At 66.6% G+C, this 17,351-nt stretch carries 19 protein-coding genes; 12 read left to right on the plus strand and 7 right to left on the minus strand.

Annotated features, from left to right (window positions below):
- Positions 1-39 precede the first annotated feature (39 nt).
- On the plus strand, positions 40-1,227 hold the full coding sequence (locus U5A58_RS34880; protein ID WP_321964784.1) for a pyridoxal phosphate-dependent aminotransferase: 1,188 nt from the start codon (positions 40-42) through the stop codon (positions 1,225-1,227).
- Here U5A58_RS34880 and U5A58_RS34885 read toward each other — a convergent pair.
- The 3 genes from U5A58_RS34885 to U5A58_RS34895 all read right to left on the minus strand — a co-directional run bounded on the left by U5A58_RS34885 (position 1,224) and on the right by U5A58_RS34895 (position 2,476).
- The gene (locus U5A58_RS34885; RefSeq protein ID WP_321964785.1) at positions 1,224-1,640 is read right to left on the minus strand and encodes a nucleotide triphosphate diphosphatase NUDT15; all 417 of its coding nucleotides are present in this window, start codon (positions 1,638-1,640) and stop codon (positions 1,224-1,226) included. The genes U5A58_RS34880 and U5A58_RS34885 overlap by 4 nt on opposite strands.
- A gap of 99 nt (positions 1,641-1,739) precedes the next feature.
- Positions 1,740-1,973 carry a hypothetical protein gene (locus tag U5A58_RS34890; RefSeq protein ID WP_321916017.1) on the minus strand — a complete coding sequence of 78 codons (234 nt, stop codon included), beginning with the start codon at positions 1,971-1,973 and terminating at the stop codon, positions 1,740-1,742.
- A gap of 38 nt (positions 1,974-2,011) precedes the next feature.
- Positions 2,012-2,476 carry an Lrp/AsnC family transcriptional regulator gene (locus U5A58_RS34895; RefSeq protein ID WP_254320690.1) on the minus strand — a complete coding sequence of 155 codons (465 nt, stop codon included), beginning with the start codon at positions 2,474-2,476 and terminating at the stop codon, positions 2,012-2,014.
- A 136-nt stretch (positions 2,477-2,612) separates the two neighbouring features.
- On the opposite strand from U5A58_RS34895, the gene U5A58_RS34900 reads away from it, so the two are divergent.
- Positions 2,613-3,239, plus strand: a complete 627-nt coding sequence (locus tag U5A58_RS34900) for a LysE family translocator (protein WP_201697519.1) — start codon at positions 2,613-2,615, stop codon at positions 3,237-3,239.
- Between the two features lie 75 nt (positions 3,240-3,314).
- Here the strand turns inward: U5A58_RS34900 and U5A58_RS34905 are convergent, their stop codons facing one another.
- On the minus strand, positions 3,315-3,821 hold the full coding sequence (locus tag U5A58_RS34905; RefSeq protein WP_158759413.1) for a DUF1993 family protein: 507 nt from the start codon (positions 3,819-3,821) through the stop codon (positions 3,315-3,317).
- A 335-nt stretch (positions 3,822-4,156) separates the two neighbouring features.
- Here U5A58_RS34905 and U5A58_RS34910 point away from each other — a divergent pair, with 335 nt between their 5' ends.
- Together U5A58_RS34910 and U5A58_RS34915 are read left to right on the plus strand one after the other, a co-directional pair.
- On the plus strand, positions 4,157-4,753 hold the full coding sequence (locus U5A58_RS34910; RefSeq protein ID WP_321916014.1) for a hypothetical protein: 597 nt from the start codon (positions 4,157-4,159) through the stop codon (positions 4,751-4,753).
- 348 nt (positions 4,754-5,101) lie between these two features.
- A complete protein-coding gene (locus U5A58_RS34915) occupies positions 5,102-5,377 on the plus strand; it encodes an RNA-binding protein (protein WP_321916012.1) in 276 nt (91 codons plus the stop codon).
- A gap of 33 nt (positions 5,378-5,410) precedes the next feature.
- Here U5A58_RS34915 and nadE read toward each other — a convergent pair whose 3' ends face one another.
- Positions 5,411-6,301, minus strand: a complete 891-nt coding sequence (gene nadE / locus U5A58_RS34920) for an ammonia-dependent NAD(+) synthetase (RefSeq protein WP_321964786.1) — start codon at positions 6,299-6,301, stop codon at positions 5,411-5,413.
- A gap of 155 nt (positions 6,302-6,456) precedes the next feature.
- On the opposite strand from nadE, the gene U5A58_RS34925 reads away from it, so the two are divergent.
- Entirely contained in the window at positions 6,457-7,710 is a 1,254-nt protein-coding gene (locus U5A58_RS34925) for a L,D-transpeptidase (protein ID WP_415774339.1), read from the plus strand.
- A gap of 47 nt (positions 7,711-7,757) precedes the next feature.
- On the opposite strand, the gene U5A58_RS34930 is transcribed toward U5A58_RS34925, so the two are convergent.
- Together U5A58_RS34930 and U5A58_RS34935 are read right to left on the minus strand one after the other, a co-directional pair.
- A complete protein-coding gene (locus U5A58_RS34930; protein WP_321964787.1) occupies positions 7,758-8,678 on the minus strand; it encodes a DMT family transporter in 921 nt (306 codons plus the stop codon).
- A 200-nt stretch (positions 8,679-8,878) separates the two neighbouring features.
- Positions 8,879-10,453, minus strand: coding sequence for an ABC1 kinase family protein (locus U5A58_RS34935; protein ID WP_321964788.1), 1,575 nt, complete (start codon positions 10,451-10,453; stop codon positions 8,879-8,881).
- Positions 10,454-10,666: 213 nt separating this feature from the next.
- Between U5A58_RS34935 and U5A58_RS34940 the strand changes: the two genes are divergently transcribed.
- From U5A58_RS34940 to U5A58_RS34970, 7 genes are all read left to right on the plus strand, one after another.
- Positions 10,667-11,422: a DeoR/GlpR family DNA-binding transcription regulator gene (locus U5A58_RS34940; RefSeq protein ID WP_028202504.1), complete on the plus strand. Its 756-nt coding sequence runs from the start codon at positions 10,667-10,669 to the stop codon at positions 11,420-11,422.
- Positions 11,423-11,855: 433 nt separating this feature from the next.
- A complete protein-coding gene (gene phnS, locus U5A58_RS34945; RefSeq protein WP_321964789.1) occupies positions 11,856-12,938 on the plus strand; it encodes a 2-aminoethylphosphonate ABC transporter substrate-binding protein in 1,083 nt (360 codons plus the stop codon).
- Positions 12,939-12,966: 28 nt separating this feature from the next.
- Positions 12,967-14,076 carry a 2-aminoethylphosphonate ABC transport system ATP-binding subunit PhnT gene (gene phnT, locus U5A58_RS34950; RefSeq protein WP_415764330.1) on the plus strand — a complete coding sequence of 370 codons (1,110 nt, stop codon included), beginning with the start codon at positions 12,967-12,969 and terminating at the stop codon, positions 14,074-14,076.
- Positions 14,054-14,968: a 2-aminoethylphosphonate ABC transporter permease subunit gene (locus U5A58_RS34955; RefSeq protein ID WP_321964790.1), complete on the plus strand. Its 915-nt coding sequence runs from the start codon at positions 14,054-14,056 to the stop codon at positions 14,966-14,968. The genes phnT and U5A58_RS34955 overlap by 23 nt, the downstream gene beginning before the upstream one ends.
- Positions 14,958-15,833, plus strand: a complete 876-nt coding sequence (gene phnV / locus U5A58_RS34960) for a 2-aminoethylphosphonate ABC transport system, membrane component PhnV (protein WP_321964791.1) — start codon at positions 14,958-14,960, stop codon at positions 15,831-15,833. Before U5A58_RS34955 ends, phnV begins: the two co-directional genes overlap by 11 nt.
- Before the next feature lie 109 nt (positions 15,834-15,942).
- Positions 15,943-16,599, plus strand: a complete 657-nt coding sequence (locus U5A58_RS34965) for a GntR family transcriptional regulator (protein ID WP_321964795.1) — start codon at positions 15,943-15,945, stop codon at positions 16,597-16,599.
- Between the two features lie 70 nt (positions 16,600-16,669).
- Complete coding sequence (locus tag U5A58_RS34970; RefSeq protein WP_321916004.1) at positions 16,670-17,224, plus strand: phosphonate degradation HD-domain oxygenase; 555 nt, start codon at positions 16,670-16,672, stop codon at positions 17,222-17,224.
- Positions 17,225-17,351: the final 127 nt, after the last annotated feature.

Genomic DNA, 17,351 nt, shown 5'->3' on the forward strand with positions numbered 1-17,351 from the left:
CGCGCGATGCGCGCCGCATGTTCGGGAGAGTCGCGGAAGATGAAGTATTCGAATCTGGTCGAGCGGTTGCAGGGCCGTCGCACGACGGCGTGGGAGATCCATCACGCGGCGGTGCAGGCCGCCGCGCGGGGCGAGGACGTGATCGTGCTGAGCGTGGGCGACCCCGACTTCGGCACGCCCGCGCCCATCGTCGAGCGCGCCGTGGCCGCGCTGCGCGAAGGCGATACGCACTACTCGGCCATCATGGGCCGCGAGCCGCTGCGCGAGGCGATTGCGCGCGAGCACGCACTGCAAAGCGGGCGCGCGGTCGGTGCGCAGAACGTGATTCTCTGCGCGGGGGCGCAGAACGGTTTGTTCGCCTCGTCGCTCTGTTTGCTGGAGGCCGGCGACGAAGTACTCGTGCCCGAGCCGATGTACCTGACCTACGAGGCCGCGATCCGCGCGTCGGGCGCCACGCTCGTGCCGGTGCCCGTCGATCCGGAGACCGGCTTCCATCTCGACTGCGACGGACTCGAGGCCGCCGTCACGCCGCGCACGCGCGCGATCTTCTTTGCGACGCCGTGCAACCCCACCGGCGCGGTGATGCCGCGCGCGCACCTCGAACGCGTTGCGCACCTGGCCCGGCGCCACGACCTGTGGGTGCTTTCCGACGAGGTTTATGCCGACCTCACGTTCGAGCGCGAGCACGTGAGCATAGCCGCGCTCGACGGCATGGCGGAGCGCACGGTCACGCTCGGCAGCCTTTCGAAGTCGCATGCCATGCCAGGCTGGCGCCTTGGTTGGGTGATCGCGCCGGAAACGATGATTGCGCATCTGGCGCGGCTCGCGCTCTGTATGCTGTACGGGCTGCCCGGCTTCATTCAGGAGGCGGCGATCACGGCGCTCGACAACCGCGCGCAGATTGTCGCGCAGATGCGCGAGATCTATCGCCGCCGGCGCGACATCGTCTACGAGCGGCTGGCGGGCGTGCCGGGACTCAAGTGCCTGTTGCCGGAAGCGGGCATGTTCATGATGATCGACATTCGCGGCACGGGCCTCGACACGCAGGCGTTCACCTGGCAGCTTTTCGAGGCACAGAAGGTGTCCGTGCTCGACGCGAGCGCGTTCGGGGAAACCGCAAACGGCTATGTGCGGCTTGGTTTCGTCGTGGACGAAGCGAGGCTCGTCGAGGCCTGCGAGCGTATCGCGGCCTTTGTGCGGGAGCGCGCTGCAGCGGCGGCGCGCTAGCGGGCTTCGAAGCGGGTTTCAAAGTACAGGCGGGTGGGCTCGAACAGCTCGGCAGGCAACGCGTCGCGCGTGAACCACGCCCACCGCGCGCACTTGTCGGGCTCGGCGACAACCGGCGTGCCCGCCGCGGCAGCCTCGACGAACAGTGTCACATGGCGCACGCGGCCGGCTTCGAGCCAGCCGCTGGCCCAGCCCGCTGCGTGCGCCTCGATCAGTTCCAGGCCGGTTTCCTCGCGCAGCTCGCGCGCGGCCGCGGCGAGTGGATCTTCGCCGGGGTCGACCTTGCCGCCGGGGAAGGCCCACGTGTCGCGTCCCCATGCGCTTTTGCGCAGGCCGAGCAGCCACGCATCGCCGTTGCGTACGACGACACCCACGCCGAGCACGGTGACGGCAACGTCGATGTCATCAGTCATGTTTTGTGGATATTGATTTGGAATCCGAATTGTTTGGGAAATCGATCGTTCGCTGCGCACGCGTCAAACTTGCGGAGCGCGCAGCGAACCCGTGCCGATTCAGCGCTCGCCGTCGAGCAGGTCGTTGAGCATTTCGTCGAAGGCGGCCTGGGCGTCTTCCAGTTCCTGGAGCGCCATATCGAAGGTCTGCAGCGCGAATTGCGATGGACGGCCGTCGCCTTCCGGCGGAAACTGCGACTGCAGCGAGGTAAACGCCGACTTCACGCGCTGGGTCGCGGTCAGCACGCGCTCCATGGCGGCGGCTTCTTCGGCTCGTGCCTGTTCTGGGGTCATCGAAAGCTCCGTTCTTACGTGTTTGATGTTGGGTGTGTTCAGGGCAGGGGCAGTCCGCCCTCGGCCTTCACTTCGCGCAGCGACAGCGCCGATTCGACCGACGTGACGCCGGGCAAGCTGCGCAACTGGTCGCGCATGAAGGTGCCGTAGTCGTCGAGATCGCGGGCCACCACCTGCAAAATATAGTCCGCCGTGCCGGATACGTTGTGGCACGACAGAATGCGCTCGATCGCCAGCACTTCGCGCTCGAAGCGGTCGGCGAGCGCGCGGTCGTGCACGGCAAAGCGCACCGAGACGAAGCCCACCACGCCGTAGCCGAGCGCACGGCGCGAGAGCACGGCCCGGTAACGCTCGATATAGCCGTCCTGTTCGAGGCGCTTGAGGCGCCGCGCGCAGGGCGTTTCGCTCAGGCCGACCGTTTCGGCGAGCCGCGCGTTCGGCATGCGACCGTCGGTTTGCAGCGCGCCGAGTATCGCCCGGTCGAGTTTGTCGAGGTCGCTCATGGCGAGGAGGGGAGTTCTGGTGAGGATTCGGAAATCTTAGCGCATTCCGCTAATCTCTGGTGTGTACGGTATGAAAAACGCCAGAAATCGCTCTGCATGTAGCGGCAAGATAGAGCCTCTTTCACGCGAGGCCAACATGATTTCCGCCCACCTGCTGTTGATGTTCATCGTCGCCCTGATTATTGTCTGCGCGCTGCCCGGCGCCGACATGGCGCTCGTGATGCAGACCAGCATGAGCCGCGGCACGCGCAGTGGCTTCGCCGCGGCCTGCGGCCTCGCGCTCGCACGCGCGACCCACGTGACGCTTTCCGCCTGTGGCCTAGCGGCCTTGCTGCGCAACGCGCCGTGGCTTTATGAAGTGGTGCGCTACGTGGGCGCGGCGTATCTCACATGGATCGCCGTGCAGATCTTCCGCGCGCCAGCGTTCGCCATGCCGGAACAGGAAGGGGTGGCTGTGGCGCGGCCGCGCCGTGCCGATTTCACCAAGGGTTTGCTCACAAACCTGCTGAACCCGAAGGCGCTGCTGTTCTGCTCGGTGTTGCTGCCGCAGTTCATCCGGCCGGAGGCGGGCTCGGTCTGGCTGCAGGTTTCGGTGCTGGGCGTGTTGCTGGTGGCCGTATGTGCGCTCTTCGACGTGATCTACGTGCTGGGCGCCGCGCGCATCGCCGTATGGCTGCGCCGCCATCCGCTCGCGCAAACGGTCCAGAAGTGGGCGTTCTCGTCCGCGTTGATCGGCTTCGCGCTGCGGCTCTCGCTCGATTAACGCTTCTGGTGTGCAGGACGATTGTGTGAAGGCATGCGGCGCGCAAGGCGCCGCATGATTTTTGTGGCTCGTGTTTTAGCGCGCGCCCAGGTAGTCGAGTTTGCCCAGTTCCACGCCGTTGTGGCGCAGGATGTCGTAGGCCGTGGTGACATGGAAGAAGAAGTTGGGCAGCACGAAGCCCAGCAGATAGCTCTGGCCCGTGAATTCGATCGGACCGGTGCGCATTTTAAGCGTGATGCTGCGCGCTTCCGTGCCGTCGATCTGCTCCGGCTTGAACGTATTCAGATAGTCGATGGTCTTCTGGATACGCGCGTGCAACTCGTCGAAGGTGACTTCGACATCTTCGAACTTCGGGGGCTCCACGCCTGCGAGGCGCGCGGCGCAGCCCTTTGCCGTGTCGGTGGCGATGTAGATCTGGCGCGTGAGCGGCAGCATGTCGGGGAAGAGCCGTGCGCCCGTCAGCACGGAAGGGTCGATCTGCTTTTCCGCCGCGTGTGCCTGCGCCTTGCCGATGATGTTCTGCAGATTGGTGAGGCCGCGCACGAGCACGGGCACCGATGCTTGATACATGGAAATGGACATGGGGTTTCCTCGTTTCTTCGAATGCGCGCGATGCGCTCCGCTTTGGAGCTGACCGGGCGGCCCATTATGCGCTATCGCGTCGCGTGCTGCCATCGGCCTAACGGCCAGGGCATCTTCGCCGGGCGCATAGATTACCTGGGATTACAGATCAAAAATTTCTTGTGAAGCGTTGAGATTGCGAGCGCTCGCGAGGAGGGCGTGCAAGCCGGCGCGCGATGCGCGACACTGCGCGCCTCTTTGCCGATGTGCGCAATTGCCCCGACAAATATTGATTGTGGTCTAATAACCCCGGACCAACCATCCTTTCCGCATCGTGCAGCACGATGCGCTCAACCATGAACGCAGAAAAGGCAGCAATACGCCGCATCGCGCGCCGCATGGCAGAAGGCATTGTTTGTCGCACTGGCGCGCCGCAGTGGCGCACACGAGTGCTGCGCATTACGCTGCTGGCGCTCGCAACGGGCAGCGTGGCGCAGGGCGCATTCGCGCAAGATCCACGGCTTCTCGATACACGTGTCACGCAAGAGTCGGTGACTGACACGATCTGCCGCCCGGGCTATGCTGACACCGTGGCGCCGCCGTTCGACCAGACCATGGCGCTGAAGGACCGCATGCTCGCCGCGCGCGGCATTGACGCCGACGACGGCGTGGGCTACGCGCTCGACCGGCATGTGCCGATCGTCCTTGGCGGGTCACCGGACGCCACGGCCAATTTCGACCTGATTCCGTGGGGCGGCCATACCGGCGAGCGGCGCAAGTCGCTGCTGACCGTCCGCCTGAAGCGTTGCGTGTGCGCGGGGCGCATGACGCTCGCCGAGGCGCAGGCTGCAATCACCGGCAACTGGGTGCACCAGTACGATCGCCTCACCCGCATGGACTGCGGCGGATCCGCCGACGACACGACCTCGGCGAGCCGCGACGACGGGTCCTGAAGCGCCGAACCGATTCGCAATCAGCGCCGCCTCGGGCACGCTGATTGCGAACCGGGTCGGGCATGCGCGGTGGGCAATCCGTTGCTCGTCCGCTGCCAGACAATATGCCGCAGCACACCGCTCAGCAAATGCGACTATGCTGACATTCATCAACAAAAAAAGGGAGTCACAACAATGCTTACTTCCAGCCTTTTACTGCTTGGCGTCGCTGCCGTGCTCGGCCAGGTGGCGTGGACCCGTTCGCGCGCTCGCGCGAGCCTGCAGCCCGTACGCGTACGCGCGTCGCAACCGCGCCGGTTCCGCTGAGCGCGGCATGCCAGGTCCGAAGTTCTCGCGAGGTAGGTCGCCATGCACGTGACCGTCTGGAATGTTCCCGAATCCTGCAGCGAGCAGGACGTGCGCAGCTTTTTCGAGCGCGAACTCGGCAAGTACGCCAAGGGCATTACCGTTTATGACGCGGGCACGCCGAACGCGCACGCGGACCTCGAACTCGACTCCGACTTGCCCTACGTAGCCGACGCCGTGGCGCACGAACTTCAGTCCCGCCGCCTCGCAGGCGTCGCGCTAAAGGTGAGCGCGCCGCCGTTCGAAGACGACGAGCCGCCGAAACACCCACGCAACTGATCGCCCCCGCAACTGAGCTGCCCGCACCGTGCTTCAGCGCGCGTCGTCCTCGGCGTCGTACGGCGTGTAGGGCAGCGAGCGCTTGTGGCGCGTCGCCTCGTAGAAGCGAAAGATCGTCTCGTACGCGTGTTCGCTCACGGGCTTGCCTTCCAGAAAGGTATCGATCTCGTCATAGCCGATCCCGTAGGCGTCTTCGTCAGGATGCAGCGGGCGCAACGTTTCCAGATCCGCAGTGGGCGTTTTGTCCACCAGCGTGGCCGGTGCGCCGAGCAAACGCGCGAGCGCGCGCACGCGTCGCTTGTTCAGGCCCGCGAGCGGCAGCACGTCAGCGCCGCCGTCGCCGAACTTCGTGAAAAAGCCCATCAACGATTCCGCCGCGTGATCCGTGCCGATCACGAGTCCCGCGCGCGCGCCTGCCACCGCGTACTGCGCGATCATCCGCTCGCGCGCCTTGATGTTGCCGTGAACCTTGTCCTGCGCGCTTTCGTCGGCGAACGCGAGGCCGCTCGCCGTGAGCGAGGCGAGCATCGCGTCGGCGGCGGGGCGCATGTCAACGGTCAGGGTTTCGTCGGCGGCGACGAAGGCAAGCGCGGCGGCGGCGTCCGCTTCGTCGCGTTGCGTGCCATACGGCAGACGCATGGCGATGAACCGTGCGGCCGTCTGGCCCTGCGCACGCAGGCTTTCCACGCTCAGTTGCGCAAGGCGGCCCGCCGTCGCGGAGTCGATGCCGCCGCTGATGCCGAGCACGAACGTCTGCAGTCCGCTCGCTTGAAGGCGCTGCGCGAGAAAACGCACGCGGCGCCCGACTTCGGCTTGCGCGTCGAAATGCTCGGCGACGTCCAGTTCGGCGATGATGCGTTGCTGGCGGGCGAGGCGGTCGGCTTCGGCGTTGGTGTGCGGTTTGGCATCCGGTTTGGCGGGCATGGGCAGTTCCTCAGTTGGCTGCGCACGCGACTTGCGCGCGCCGTCTGCGTTGTCTGGTTTAATGTCGGGTCGTCGTGGCGCTGTGAGCGACGCCGCATAGCACGGCGCTCGACGTATCCGACTTCATAGAAGACGCACAATCAGCCGGACTCACGATGAACGACGAATTTTTGCGGCGCATGGGCGCTCGCTTGCGAGGCGGCGTCCGGGGCGACGCCTCGAACCTTCCCCATCATAGAGCGCAGTGGTTTGGCGCGCAGGCGCACCGCGCAGTGCTGGCCGCGCTCTGCGCCTCGTTTTGCGCTGCGTTGGCGGCAAGCACGGCTTACGCCGCCGACGGCGTGACGGCCTCCAGCACGCACGTTGCTTCCGGCACCTTGCATAGCGCGCCGGTGCGGGCAGCGTCGAAGCCTGTCGCTTCGGGCGCATCTGCGGCGTCGGGCGCGTCTGCGGCTCGGCCTGTTGCCCAAGCCGCTTCCGCCCCTTCGGGGCCAGCGCCTGTGTCGGCAGCATCGGGCGCTTCGAGCGCGTCGACCGCGTCTTCTGCTTCCTCGGCTGCCGCCGCGTTGGCTGCATCCGCTCCGCCCGCGCTCGTGCTACCCGTTCACCGGACGCTCACGCCGGAGGAGGCCGCCGAAGAAACCCGCGGTGCGCTCGAAATGCGCAAGCGCTTCGCGCGCGACGTCAACCGGCGTCTGCGTGTGCCGCTCGCCGATCAGCGCGCCTACGGCCAGCGTTTGCAGGCGGCGCTCGAAGAGAAGGACCTCGGCGCACTGGCGGGCGAGTTCGTCATCCTCGTCGATCGCAGCGCGAATGTGCAGGCGCTCTTCATCTACTTCCGGGCCATGCCCAACGAGCCTTGGCTCATGATCGGCGCGTCGCCGGTCGCGACCGGACGTCCCGGCGAGTTCGACCACTTCCTCACGCCGCTCGGCGTGTTCGAGCACACCCCGCAGAATATGGACTTCCGCGCGGAAGGCACCATGAACCAGAACAACATACGCGGGTACGGCCGGCGCGACATGCGCATCTATGACCTCGGCTGGGTGGACGGCGAACGCGGTTGGGGCAAGGGCGGCTATTCGCAGATGCGCTTCCAGATGCATGCCACCGACCCCGACCGCCTCGAGCCGCTGCTCGGCATCCGCCACTCGAAGGGCTGCGTGCGGATTCCGGCCACGCTCAATGCGTTCATCGACCACAACGGGATCATCGACGCCGAATACCAGGCGCTGGTCGACTCGGGCAAGTCGCTATGGGTGCTCCACTCGGATCGCGAGATCACGCCGTGGGCGGGACGCTTTATCGTCGTGGTCGATTCGGAGCGCAAGACGCGCCCGGCGTGGTCGCCCGCGCCAGGCGGCAAGGCGCGCGCGAAGGTGCCAGCCGGCGCCGACACCGCAGACTGAGCGCGCGATCCGGCGGGGGCGCGGCCCCCGCGCACGATTGAAGCGCGCTAGGCGCGCCGCGCAATCAGCACGCCCGCGAGCGCGACGCCGAAGCCCGCCATCTGCATGGGCGTGAGCGTTTCGCCGAACAGCAGCCAGCTTTCGAGCGCCGCGAGCGGCGGCGCGAGAAAGAGCAGCGCCGTGGCGCGGGCGGCGTCGCCGTGGCGCACCATCCACACGAGCAACGTCACGCCCGCGCCGGAAAGCATCGCAATGCCCCACGCCAGCGAGAACCACAGCGTCGGCGTGGCGATCCAGCGCGTCTCGCCGAGCACGAGCGCGAGCACCGCGGCCACAATGGCCGCGCCCAGGTTCTGCACGGCGCTTGCGCTGCGAATGTCGGCTTGCGCGAGCGAGGTCTTCTGGTAAAGCGTGCCCGCCGTGATCGATCCGACCGATACCACCGCGACCACCACCACGAGCAGCGGATTCACGTGAGCGTGGGGCGGCGTGGCAGCGGCAGCCGCAGCGGCGTCGGCGATCGCGCCGCCGGCCGCGTGCATGGCGGCGTACAGCTTCGGGCTCAGCACGAGCACGACGCCTGCGAGGCCGAGCGACATGCCCGACCAGCGCCGCGGCGGCAGGCGCTCGCCGAACATGCGCGCCGCGATGGCGGCCGTCAGGAGCGGCTGGAGCGCGCCGAGGAGCGCCATCACGCCCGCGCTCAAGCCCTGCGCGACCGCCCAGTAGCCCGCGCCCAGATACACGCCTTGCAGCAGCGCGCCAGCGAAGAGATGCTTGCCGATTTCGCGTCCGCGCGGCCAGGGCGCGTGCATTACCAGCGCGACGATCGTAAACAGCGCTGCCGTGCCGGTGAAGCGCGCCAGCAGGAAGAGGTTGGGATCGGCGTAAGGCGCAATGGCGCGCGCGACGACGAAACCCGTCGACCACAGGACGACGAAAAGGGCGGGGGCAAGAGTGGCGAGCATCGGTGTCGAAAAGGGCGCGCTGACGCAACGCCAGAGAAACACGAAAGGCCCGGAGTATCGCGCGATGCGCAGGTTGCAGTCTTGTTCAGGACTGCACTCGCTTAGGGGCGTGCCGATCGATGTATCGAATGCAACTAACCGCCTGGCCCGATCGGCAACCGCGAACGCAAACCACGCGTAACCAGACCCGCTAGCCGCAACTAGCTTCCAAGCAACACCGCCGTCACGCCAATCAAGCCGCCGCAGACCGCGCAGGCGAGCAGCAGTGCGCGCGTGCGCCGATGCTCGCGGCGCCACGCATCGAGCAACGCGGCCTGCTGCGCGGCGTGTCCCGCAGCGCTGCCGTGCCCGGGCTTCGCGTGGTGCTCGAGGAAGCGAAACACCATCTGCGGCACGCGCGGTGCAATTTGCGCGAGGTGTGGCAGCTCCTGCGAGAGTCGCCGGATCCAGCCGTGATGACCGAGATCCTGGCGCGCGATGTCGGCGAGCGTGTGCCGCGCAATGCCCCACGCATCCACGCCCGGATGAATCGAGCGCGCCAGCTCCTCTGCCTGGCCGAACGCGCGCTGCGCCGCCACGAGACGCGGCGAGACTTCGCCTCCGAACGGCTGCACGGAATGCAGCAGATGATGGAACAGCGCGCCCGCGCTGCGCTCGTCGGTGTCGCTCGCGAAATGCGCTTCGCTGCGCGTACGCAATTCCGCCTCGATCTGTTCGGTGCGCGCGTGCGTGGGCACGTGGCCCGCCACGTGATGCAGCGTCGCGAGCCGGCCATAGTCCTGTTCGAACAACGCCGTTGCGCCGTGCACGAAGAATTCGCGTTCAGGCGAGGAAAGGCTCGTCATCAGCGCCGCGCCCGCGAGCACGAGGCGCCCGCGCGTCTCGGGCTCGACGCTCACCGCAACCCGCCTTGCGTCGAGGGCCGCATGAAAGAAGCCATGTTCGAACGCCTGGCGCGTGACCACTTCGATCAGATGCGCCGCCACCTGCGTGACGTTGATGTGATGCTCGGCAAGTCCGGCGATATCGCTCGCGCGAACGGTGTCGATGTGCTGCACCGCGAGCGTCTGCGGGGTGCAGAGGTCCCAGATCACGTCGGGCACGACGATGCGCGGGTCGTCGCCGAGCTGATGGCCGCTCTGGCTCAGGTTCGCGGCCTGGGCGCGCAGGTCGAAGCGCCGTTGCAGATCCTCGCGCAGCGCCTGCGCCAGCGCGTGCAGCTGCAGCTTGCGCGCGGCGCGCGAAAAGCGCTCGATCCAGCGGGCTACACCGCACAGGAGCGCGGCGTCATCGTCGACTTCCTGGACCTGTTTCGTGCGCAGCACGCGTAGCGTGATGGTCTGGTGTCCGTTCACCGGTAGCGCGAGCCGCGCGAGATGCGTCTGCTCGCACCAGCCGTTGTGGGCCGGCGCGGGGTCGATCCACGTGAGCACCGTTTCAGGCGGCTTGCCGAGCGCGGCGCGCAGCGTGGTGTTGAGCGCCTCGCCCGCGAGGGGTTCTTCGAAATGCTCGATGGCGTCGATCGCGTCATGCAAGGTCGCGCCCGCGAGTTCGGGGCGCGTGGCGAGCGTTTGCGCGAAGGCCGTGGCGAGCGGGGCGAGACGCGGCAGCGAACCATGCAGGCGCGAGGCGAGACGCGGGTCGCCGTGCAGGCTCGAGGCGAGCGTGAGGAACCAGTGCAGCTTGTGATGCTCCGGCGCTGCGAGCCAGATCAGCCTGAAGCCATAACGCAGTGCACAAAACAGCAGACGCAATTGACGAAGTCGTGAACGCATGAATTCCAATGGTCGGCAAAGCGGGCGTCGCGTGAGCGCGCGGTCTCCACGAGATTAGCAGGGATGCTAGCGAGATGGCAGCGCAGGCTCGTTGCGCGCATGCGTAATACAATACGGCGGCTTTTCCGGATTCGCGTCGGATGCACTTCGAATGCACGCCGGATCCACTTCATTACCCGCGTCTTTATCCACGCACGACCCGCGCCCACCGAGATGCTCGCCGAACAACGTCACCAATACATCCTCTCGCAAGTGAACCGGACGGGCGCGCTTTCCGTGGCGGATCTCGTGCGCGAACTGCGCGTTTCCCGCGAGACGATCCGGCGCGACCTCAATACGCTCGCGGAGCGCGGGCTGCTCGTCACGACTCACGGCGGCGCGCTTTCCAGCGACCGCCGCGAGCCCGATCTCGACGTGCGCGAAGCCGCCAACGCGAGCGCCAAGCGCGCGATCGGCGAACGCGCGGCGGAGTTCGTGCCCGACGGCGCCTCGGTCATCATCGATTCGGGCAGCACCACGCATGCGCTCGCGCGTGCGCTCACCGACCGTCATCGGCTCACGGTCTACACCAACGACTGGCGCATTGCGCTCCTGCTCGGCCGCCGCAACGAGAACCGCGTCACGCTGCTCGGCGGCGAGCTGTCCGATCACGAGGAAGCGACCTTCGGCCTCGACACCGTGCAGCAGCTCGCCCAGTACCACGCCGATTTTGCGTTCGTTGGCGCGGGCGGCATCACCGCCGACGGCTGGCTCACCGACTACTCGCGCATGGTCGCCGAGGTGCGCAGCCGCATGCTCGCGGCCACGGCCTGCGCGATCGTCGTCGCGGACCATTCGAAGTTCGGGCGCGTGACGCCCGTGCGCATCAACGGCTTCGAGCAGGCGCGCTACGTCATCACCGAGCTGGCGCCCGAAAAGAGCGTCGCTCGCGCCATCACGGCGCGCGGGCCCGAACTCGTCATCGCCTGAGTCTTCTTGCGGCGCCGCGCGCGCCGCGTTTGTTTTTGCACATGTAGACAAAGCCTATGCCAGCCGCCAACGCGCGAGCGGCGGAATCTGCTCGGCTATGTGGCTTGTCGAATATTGGCGAATTGTGGAATTTTTTGACAAACGCCACAATCGTCATGCGCGTGTCATCAAAACCTGTGATTCTTGCGGGGCCCGTCCAGATGGGCCGGAAAGCGAGGCGAGCGGCAACGCCAAGCCTTCGCCAGGCCAGCTGGTTCAGGTGGAAAGTGTCGGATTGTAGACAATCTGCAATCCGCGACGCGAGACCACCGGGAGGCGGGCAATGACAGGCGGCGCAGTCCGCCGAAGTTCGGATTGTTCAGCTCAGTTCGATCCATTCAATCACAAACGCATCGGGTATCCCGAGCATCTGGTTTTGCCTTCGGAGAGTGACATGAACCACACGAATTCCCATCGCGCGGGTTTTGCACGCAAGCTGTTGCCGATCGCGGCCGCCGCGGCGCTGCTGGGCGCTGCCGCGAGCGCGCACGCTGCCGACGCCGTCGTGCTGTACACGGCCGACGGCCTCGAAAATCTCTACAAGGACGTGCTGCCGGCCTTCGAAAAGAAGGAAGGCGTGAAGGTCAACATCGTGACGGCGGGCAGCGGCGAAGTGGTGAACCGCGCGAACGTCGAGAAGGACTCGCCGAAGGCCGACGTGATCGTCACGCTGCCGCCGTTCATCCAGACGGCGCAGCAAAGCGGCCTGCTGCAGCCGTACCAGAGCGTGAACTACAAGAACGTGCCGGCGATCGCGAAAGCGACGGACGGTTCGTGGGCCACATTCGTGAACAACTACTTCTCGTTCGCGATCAATCCCGATGTCGTGAAGAACGAGCCCAAGACGTTTGCTGACCTGCTGCACCCGGACTACTCGGGCAAGGTCGCGTACTCGAACCCGGCCACGGCTGGCGACGGCATGGCCGTGATCATCCTCACGACCTCGCTGATGGGCGAAGACAAGGCGTTCGACTACCTCAAGAAGCTCGAACAGAGCGCGAAGTTCCACACCAAGGGCACGGGCTACCTCGACGTGCTGCTCTCGCGCAACGAAATCTCGGTGGCCAACGGCGACCTGCAGATGGATCTCGACGACGCAGCCAACGGCGGCCTCTCGCTCAAGCCGATCTTCCTCGCGGCCGACGCTGGCGGTCATCCCACGACGTTCCAGCTGCCGTACGCCATCGGCCTGATCAAGAACGGCCCGAACCAGGCGGAAGGCAAGAAGCTGATCGACTACCTGATGTCGACGGACGTACAGTCGAAGGTCCCGGACATCTTCGGCATTCCGGGCCGCACGGACGTGGCGCTCACGGGCAAGAACGGCGAAGCGGTCAAGCAGGCCATCAAGGGTGTGAAGCTCATTCCGGTGGACTGGAACCAGGTGATGGCGAAGAAGGCCGACTGGACGGCGCGCTGGAAGAGCGAAGTGATCGGCTCGTCGGACAAGCAGCTCGAAGTCGTGAAGCCGAAGTAAGCAACCGTACTTGCAGGAGATGAACCCGGTGAATACCGCAAGCCTCGCGCCGGCCGGCATGGCCCGCGCGCTGCCGGATGCGTCCGGACTGACTGATGCCACGGACGCGCCCGGCGCCGCGGGCGTGCAGATCGACCACCTGAGCGTGCGCTTCGGCGCGCGCACTGTCCTCGACGATCTGTCGCTCACGATCCGCCGCGGCGAACTGCTGACCGTGCTGGGCCGCAGCGGCTGCGGCAAGACGACCTTGCTGCGTTTCATCGCCGGGTTCATCGAAGCCGATGGACTCGCGGGCTCGCTCACCGTGGCGGGCCGCGACCTGACCCATGTGCCGCCGCATCAGCGCAACCTGGGTCTGCTGTTCCAGAGCTATGCGCTCTTTCCGCATCTCTCGGTGTTCGAGAACGTCGCGTTCGGCTTGAAGGCGCGCCGCGTGCCGTCGCGCGACATCGCGCGCCGCGTGGCTGAGGCCCTCAAGCTCGTGCAGCTCGGCGACGCGGGGCACATCATGCCCGCGCAGCTCTCGGGCGGCATGCAGCAGCGCGTGGCGCTCGCGCGAGCGCTCGTGATCGAGCCGGACGTGCTCCTGCTCGACGAACCGCTCTCGGCGCTCGACGCCAATCTGCGTGCTTCGGTGCGCTCCGAATTGAAGGCGCTGCACGAGCGCTTGCCCGATCTGACGATCGTGTGCGTAACGCACGATCAGGACGACGCGCTCGTGCTCTCCGACCGCACGCTCTTGATGCGCGATGGCCATATCGCCCAGCTCGGCACGCCTCAGGAACTCTACGACACGCCCAACGACGCTTACGTGGCGCGTTATCTCGGCGCGGCGAACCTGCTGCCGCCGAACGTCGCGTTCCCGGTGGGCGACGCGCGCCACGGCGTGCGCGACAAGCTCGCGTGCCTGCGGCCTGAAAGCCTGCGCGTCGTGCCGCTCGGCGAAGGCTCGCTGCACGGCACGATCGAATCGGTCGAATGGTATGGCTCCGTGCTTTCGGTGCCGGTGCTGCTCGACGCGATGCCGAACGAACCGGTGCTCGTCACCATGCAGCGCGGCCACGGCATGACGCCGGCGAAAGGCATGCGTGTGTCCCTGCGTTACGAGGCTGACGATGTCGTCCTTATCAACCCCTGATTCCCGCCTGGCGCTGCCCGGCGCCGAAGCGCACGCGGCCGCCGTGCGCCGCCGCGAACGGCGCGCGCAATGGCATATCGCGTTTCTGCTCGTGTTTGTGCTCGGGCCGCTCGTCGTCTATCCGCTCGTGCGCCTCGTGCTGCTGAGTCTTTCGGGCGCGCACGGCCTGAGCTTCCACGCGTACGAGACGTTCTTCGGCAATCCCGATTCGCGCGGCGTGATCGCCACGACCTTGTGGATTCTGTTTCTGAGTGCCGGTCTCGCTTCCGTGCTTGGCGTCGCACTGGCGGCGCTGCTGTTCTTCAAGCCGTTTCCGGGCGCAGGGCTCGTCACGCGCTTTCTGGAACTGTTCGTGGCGTTCCCGTCGTTTCTCGTCGCGTTCACGCTGATCTTTCTGTATGGCTCGCAGGGCTCCGTAAGCATCGGGCTGCAGCGGCTCTTTCATTTGCAGGCGCCGCCGCTCGACTTCCTGTTCGGCATCGGCGGGGTCGTGCTCGCCGAAGTGGTGTTTTACGCGCCATTCGTCGTGCGCCCGACGCTCGCTGCGTTCGCGCTGCTCGACATGCGCCTGATCGAAGCCGCACGCAGTCTCGGCGCGAACACACGGATGGTCGCCCTGCGCGTGATCCTGCCGCTCGCGTGGCCGGGCATCGCCGCGGGCACGATCCTGTGTTTCCTGCTGACGTTCAACGAGTTCGGCATTTTGCTCGTGCTCGGCAGCGCGCACCTCATCACGCTGCCGGTGGCGATCTACAGCTCGGCCACGGTCGATCTCGATCTGCCGACGGCCGCGGCTGGCGCCGTGGTCATGCTTGCCATGTCGCTTTCCCTGTATGCGCTGTATCGGCGCGTGAATCGCCGCAGTCATGGAGGCGCGCGCAATGTCAACTAATCCTGCCGCCGGTTCCGAACGCATCGCGCTCCCGCCCAAGCATCTTCGTGCGCGGCCCGTGGAGCGCAGCCTCTTTGCGCGTTTTGCGAGCGCGGCATTGCTTGGCTTCGCGGCGCTGTTGTGCTTCTGGCTCTTCGTGTTGCCGGTGATCGTCGTCGCGTTGTCGAGCGTCGCATCGCACTGGTCGGGCACGATCCTGCCCGATGGCTTCAGCACGCGCTGGTTCGAGCGCCTCGGCTCCTCCGACTTCGATGCGCTCGCCACGAGTCTCGAAATCGGCTTCGGCGTTGCAGTGCTCGGCACGGCGCTCGGTCTGTGGCTCGCACTCGCGCTCGAAGGGCGCGACCGGCGTGGACTGGGCGCGGTCGTCGACACGCTTGCGATGGTGCCCAACGGCGTGCCGAGCGTGGTGCTCGGCCTTGCGGTGCTGATCGCCTATCACAAGGCGCCTGTGGATCTATCGAGCTCGGCTGCGATCGTCGTGTTCGTGCAGCTCGCACTCGTACTGCCGTTTTGCTATCGGTGTGCGGCCGCAGCGCTGCGTCCCGAGCTGACCGTGCTGCGCGAAGCGGCAGCGAGTCTCGGCGCGCCGCCTTCGATGGTGCTGCGCCGCGTGGTGCTGCCGCAACTCGTGCCGGCTATCCGTGCGAGTCTCGCGCTCGGTTTTGCGCTGTCGCTCGGCGAACTGGGCGCGACGCTCACGGTGTATCCGCCGGGCTTTGCGACGGTGCCGATCGTCGTGGTGGGCGCGGTCGAGCGTGGGTACTACCTGCCGGCTTCGGCGCTCTCGCTGGTCCTGTTGCTCGTTTCGCTGGCGGCGCTGCTGCTCATCGCAGCGCGTGCGCCGCGCCGGCGGCAGGACTGAGTGGGTGGATGCCATGCGGTTCGATGCGCCGCAGGCGCGTAACAGACGGGCAAGGCGGGACGTGCAAGATTCGATGACCAATGAGCAGGGGAGTGGCGCTGCGGGCGATATGGGCCGCGATCCTCAGGCGTTGTCCGACACGACGCCGCTTGCGATGGTGCGCCAGCATTCGCTCACGGCGCTGGTGCGCGACGAGATCGAGCGGCGCATCGCGGCAGGCGTGCTGGCGCCCGGCGACAAGCTCAATGAAGCCGACTGGGCGGCTCGTCTGGCCGTATCGCGCGGACCCGTTCGCGAGGCGTTCCGCGCGCTCGAGCAGGCGGGCCTCGTGCGCAACGAGAAGCATCGTGGCGTGTTCGTGCGCAGCGTTGGCGCGGCGGAGGCCCTGGAATTGGCTGAAGTGTGCGCGGCATTGCGCGAAGCGGCGTGCCGGATGCTGGCGCCGCGCATCGACGCGGCACAGGTCGCCGAGTTGCGCGAGCACCTGAACGCGATGCGGGACGCGGTGGTCGCCGAGAAGGCGGAGGCCTTCTTGCAAGCGCGCGACGCGTTTCGCGCGTCGCTCGTCACGGCGGCTGGCAACGCCAGGTTGCGCGAGACCTATGAGCGCACCGTGAGCGAATTGCGGCTCTCGTTGCAGTGTGCCGCGCCGGCGCACAGCGCAATGGACGCATCGTACGCGGGGCATCGGGCGCTGTTGAGCGCGCTCGCCTCGCGCGACGCCGATGAATCGGCCAATCGCATGCGCGAATCCTGTGGCGACTGAGCGCGGCAGGAACGATGAGTGGCGGCCCGGTGCGGGCCGTCGCCGCATTCACATAGCTGAGGAGTAGAAGATGGCACTGAGCCTCGCGGACATTCGTGGGCTGTTCGAGACGTACGGCGCGCTGGCCTATAGCGGCGAGCCGGTCACGCAGCTCGAGCACGCGCTGCAAAGCGGCGCGCTGGCGGAAGAAGACGGGGCGAGTGAAGAACTGACCGCGGCGGCCTTCCTGCACGATCTGGGTCACCTGCTCAATCGTCAGGGCGAAACGCCGACCGAGCGCGGCATCGACGATCTGCACCAGTACTATGCGCTGCCGTTCCTGCGGCCGGTGTTGCCAGATAGCGTGCTGGAGCCGATCCGCCTGCACGTCGATGCGAAGCGCTATCTTTGCGCAGTCGATGAAGCGTATTTCGGCTGCCTCTCGGCAGATTCGGTGCGCAGCCTCGAATTGCAGGGCGGCATCTTCAGTGCAGATGAGGCGCGCGATTTCGCTGCGCGCCCTCACGCGGAAGACGCGGTGCGCCTGCGCCGCTGGGACGATCTCGCGAAGGTGGCCGGCAAACCGACGCCGGGCCTCGACCACTATCTGCAGCTCGTCGAACGCGTCATGCAACGCCACGTTTGAGGCGATTGCGCTTACGCGTTTTTCCGGAATTCACGAGCGTCAAAAAACCGCTTGCAAGATGTCATCTGCATGACTAGAATTCCGGTCTTTCGCGCTTTCGATGAAGGCGCGGGGAGACGGGAAGCCC

It is taken from the genome of Paraburkholderia sp. J7, from assembly GCF_905220155.1.
GTDB lineage: Bacteria > Pseudomonadota > Gammaproteobacteria > Burkholderiales > Burkholderiaceae > Paraburkholderia.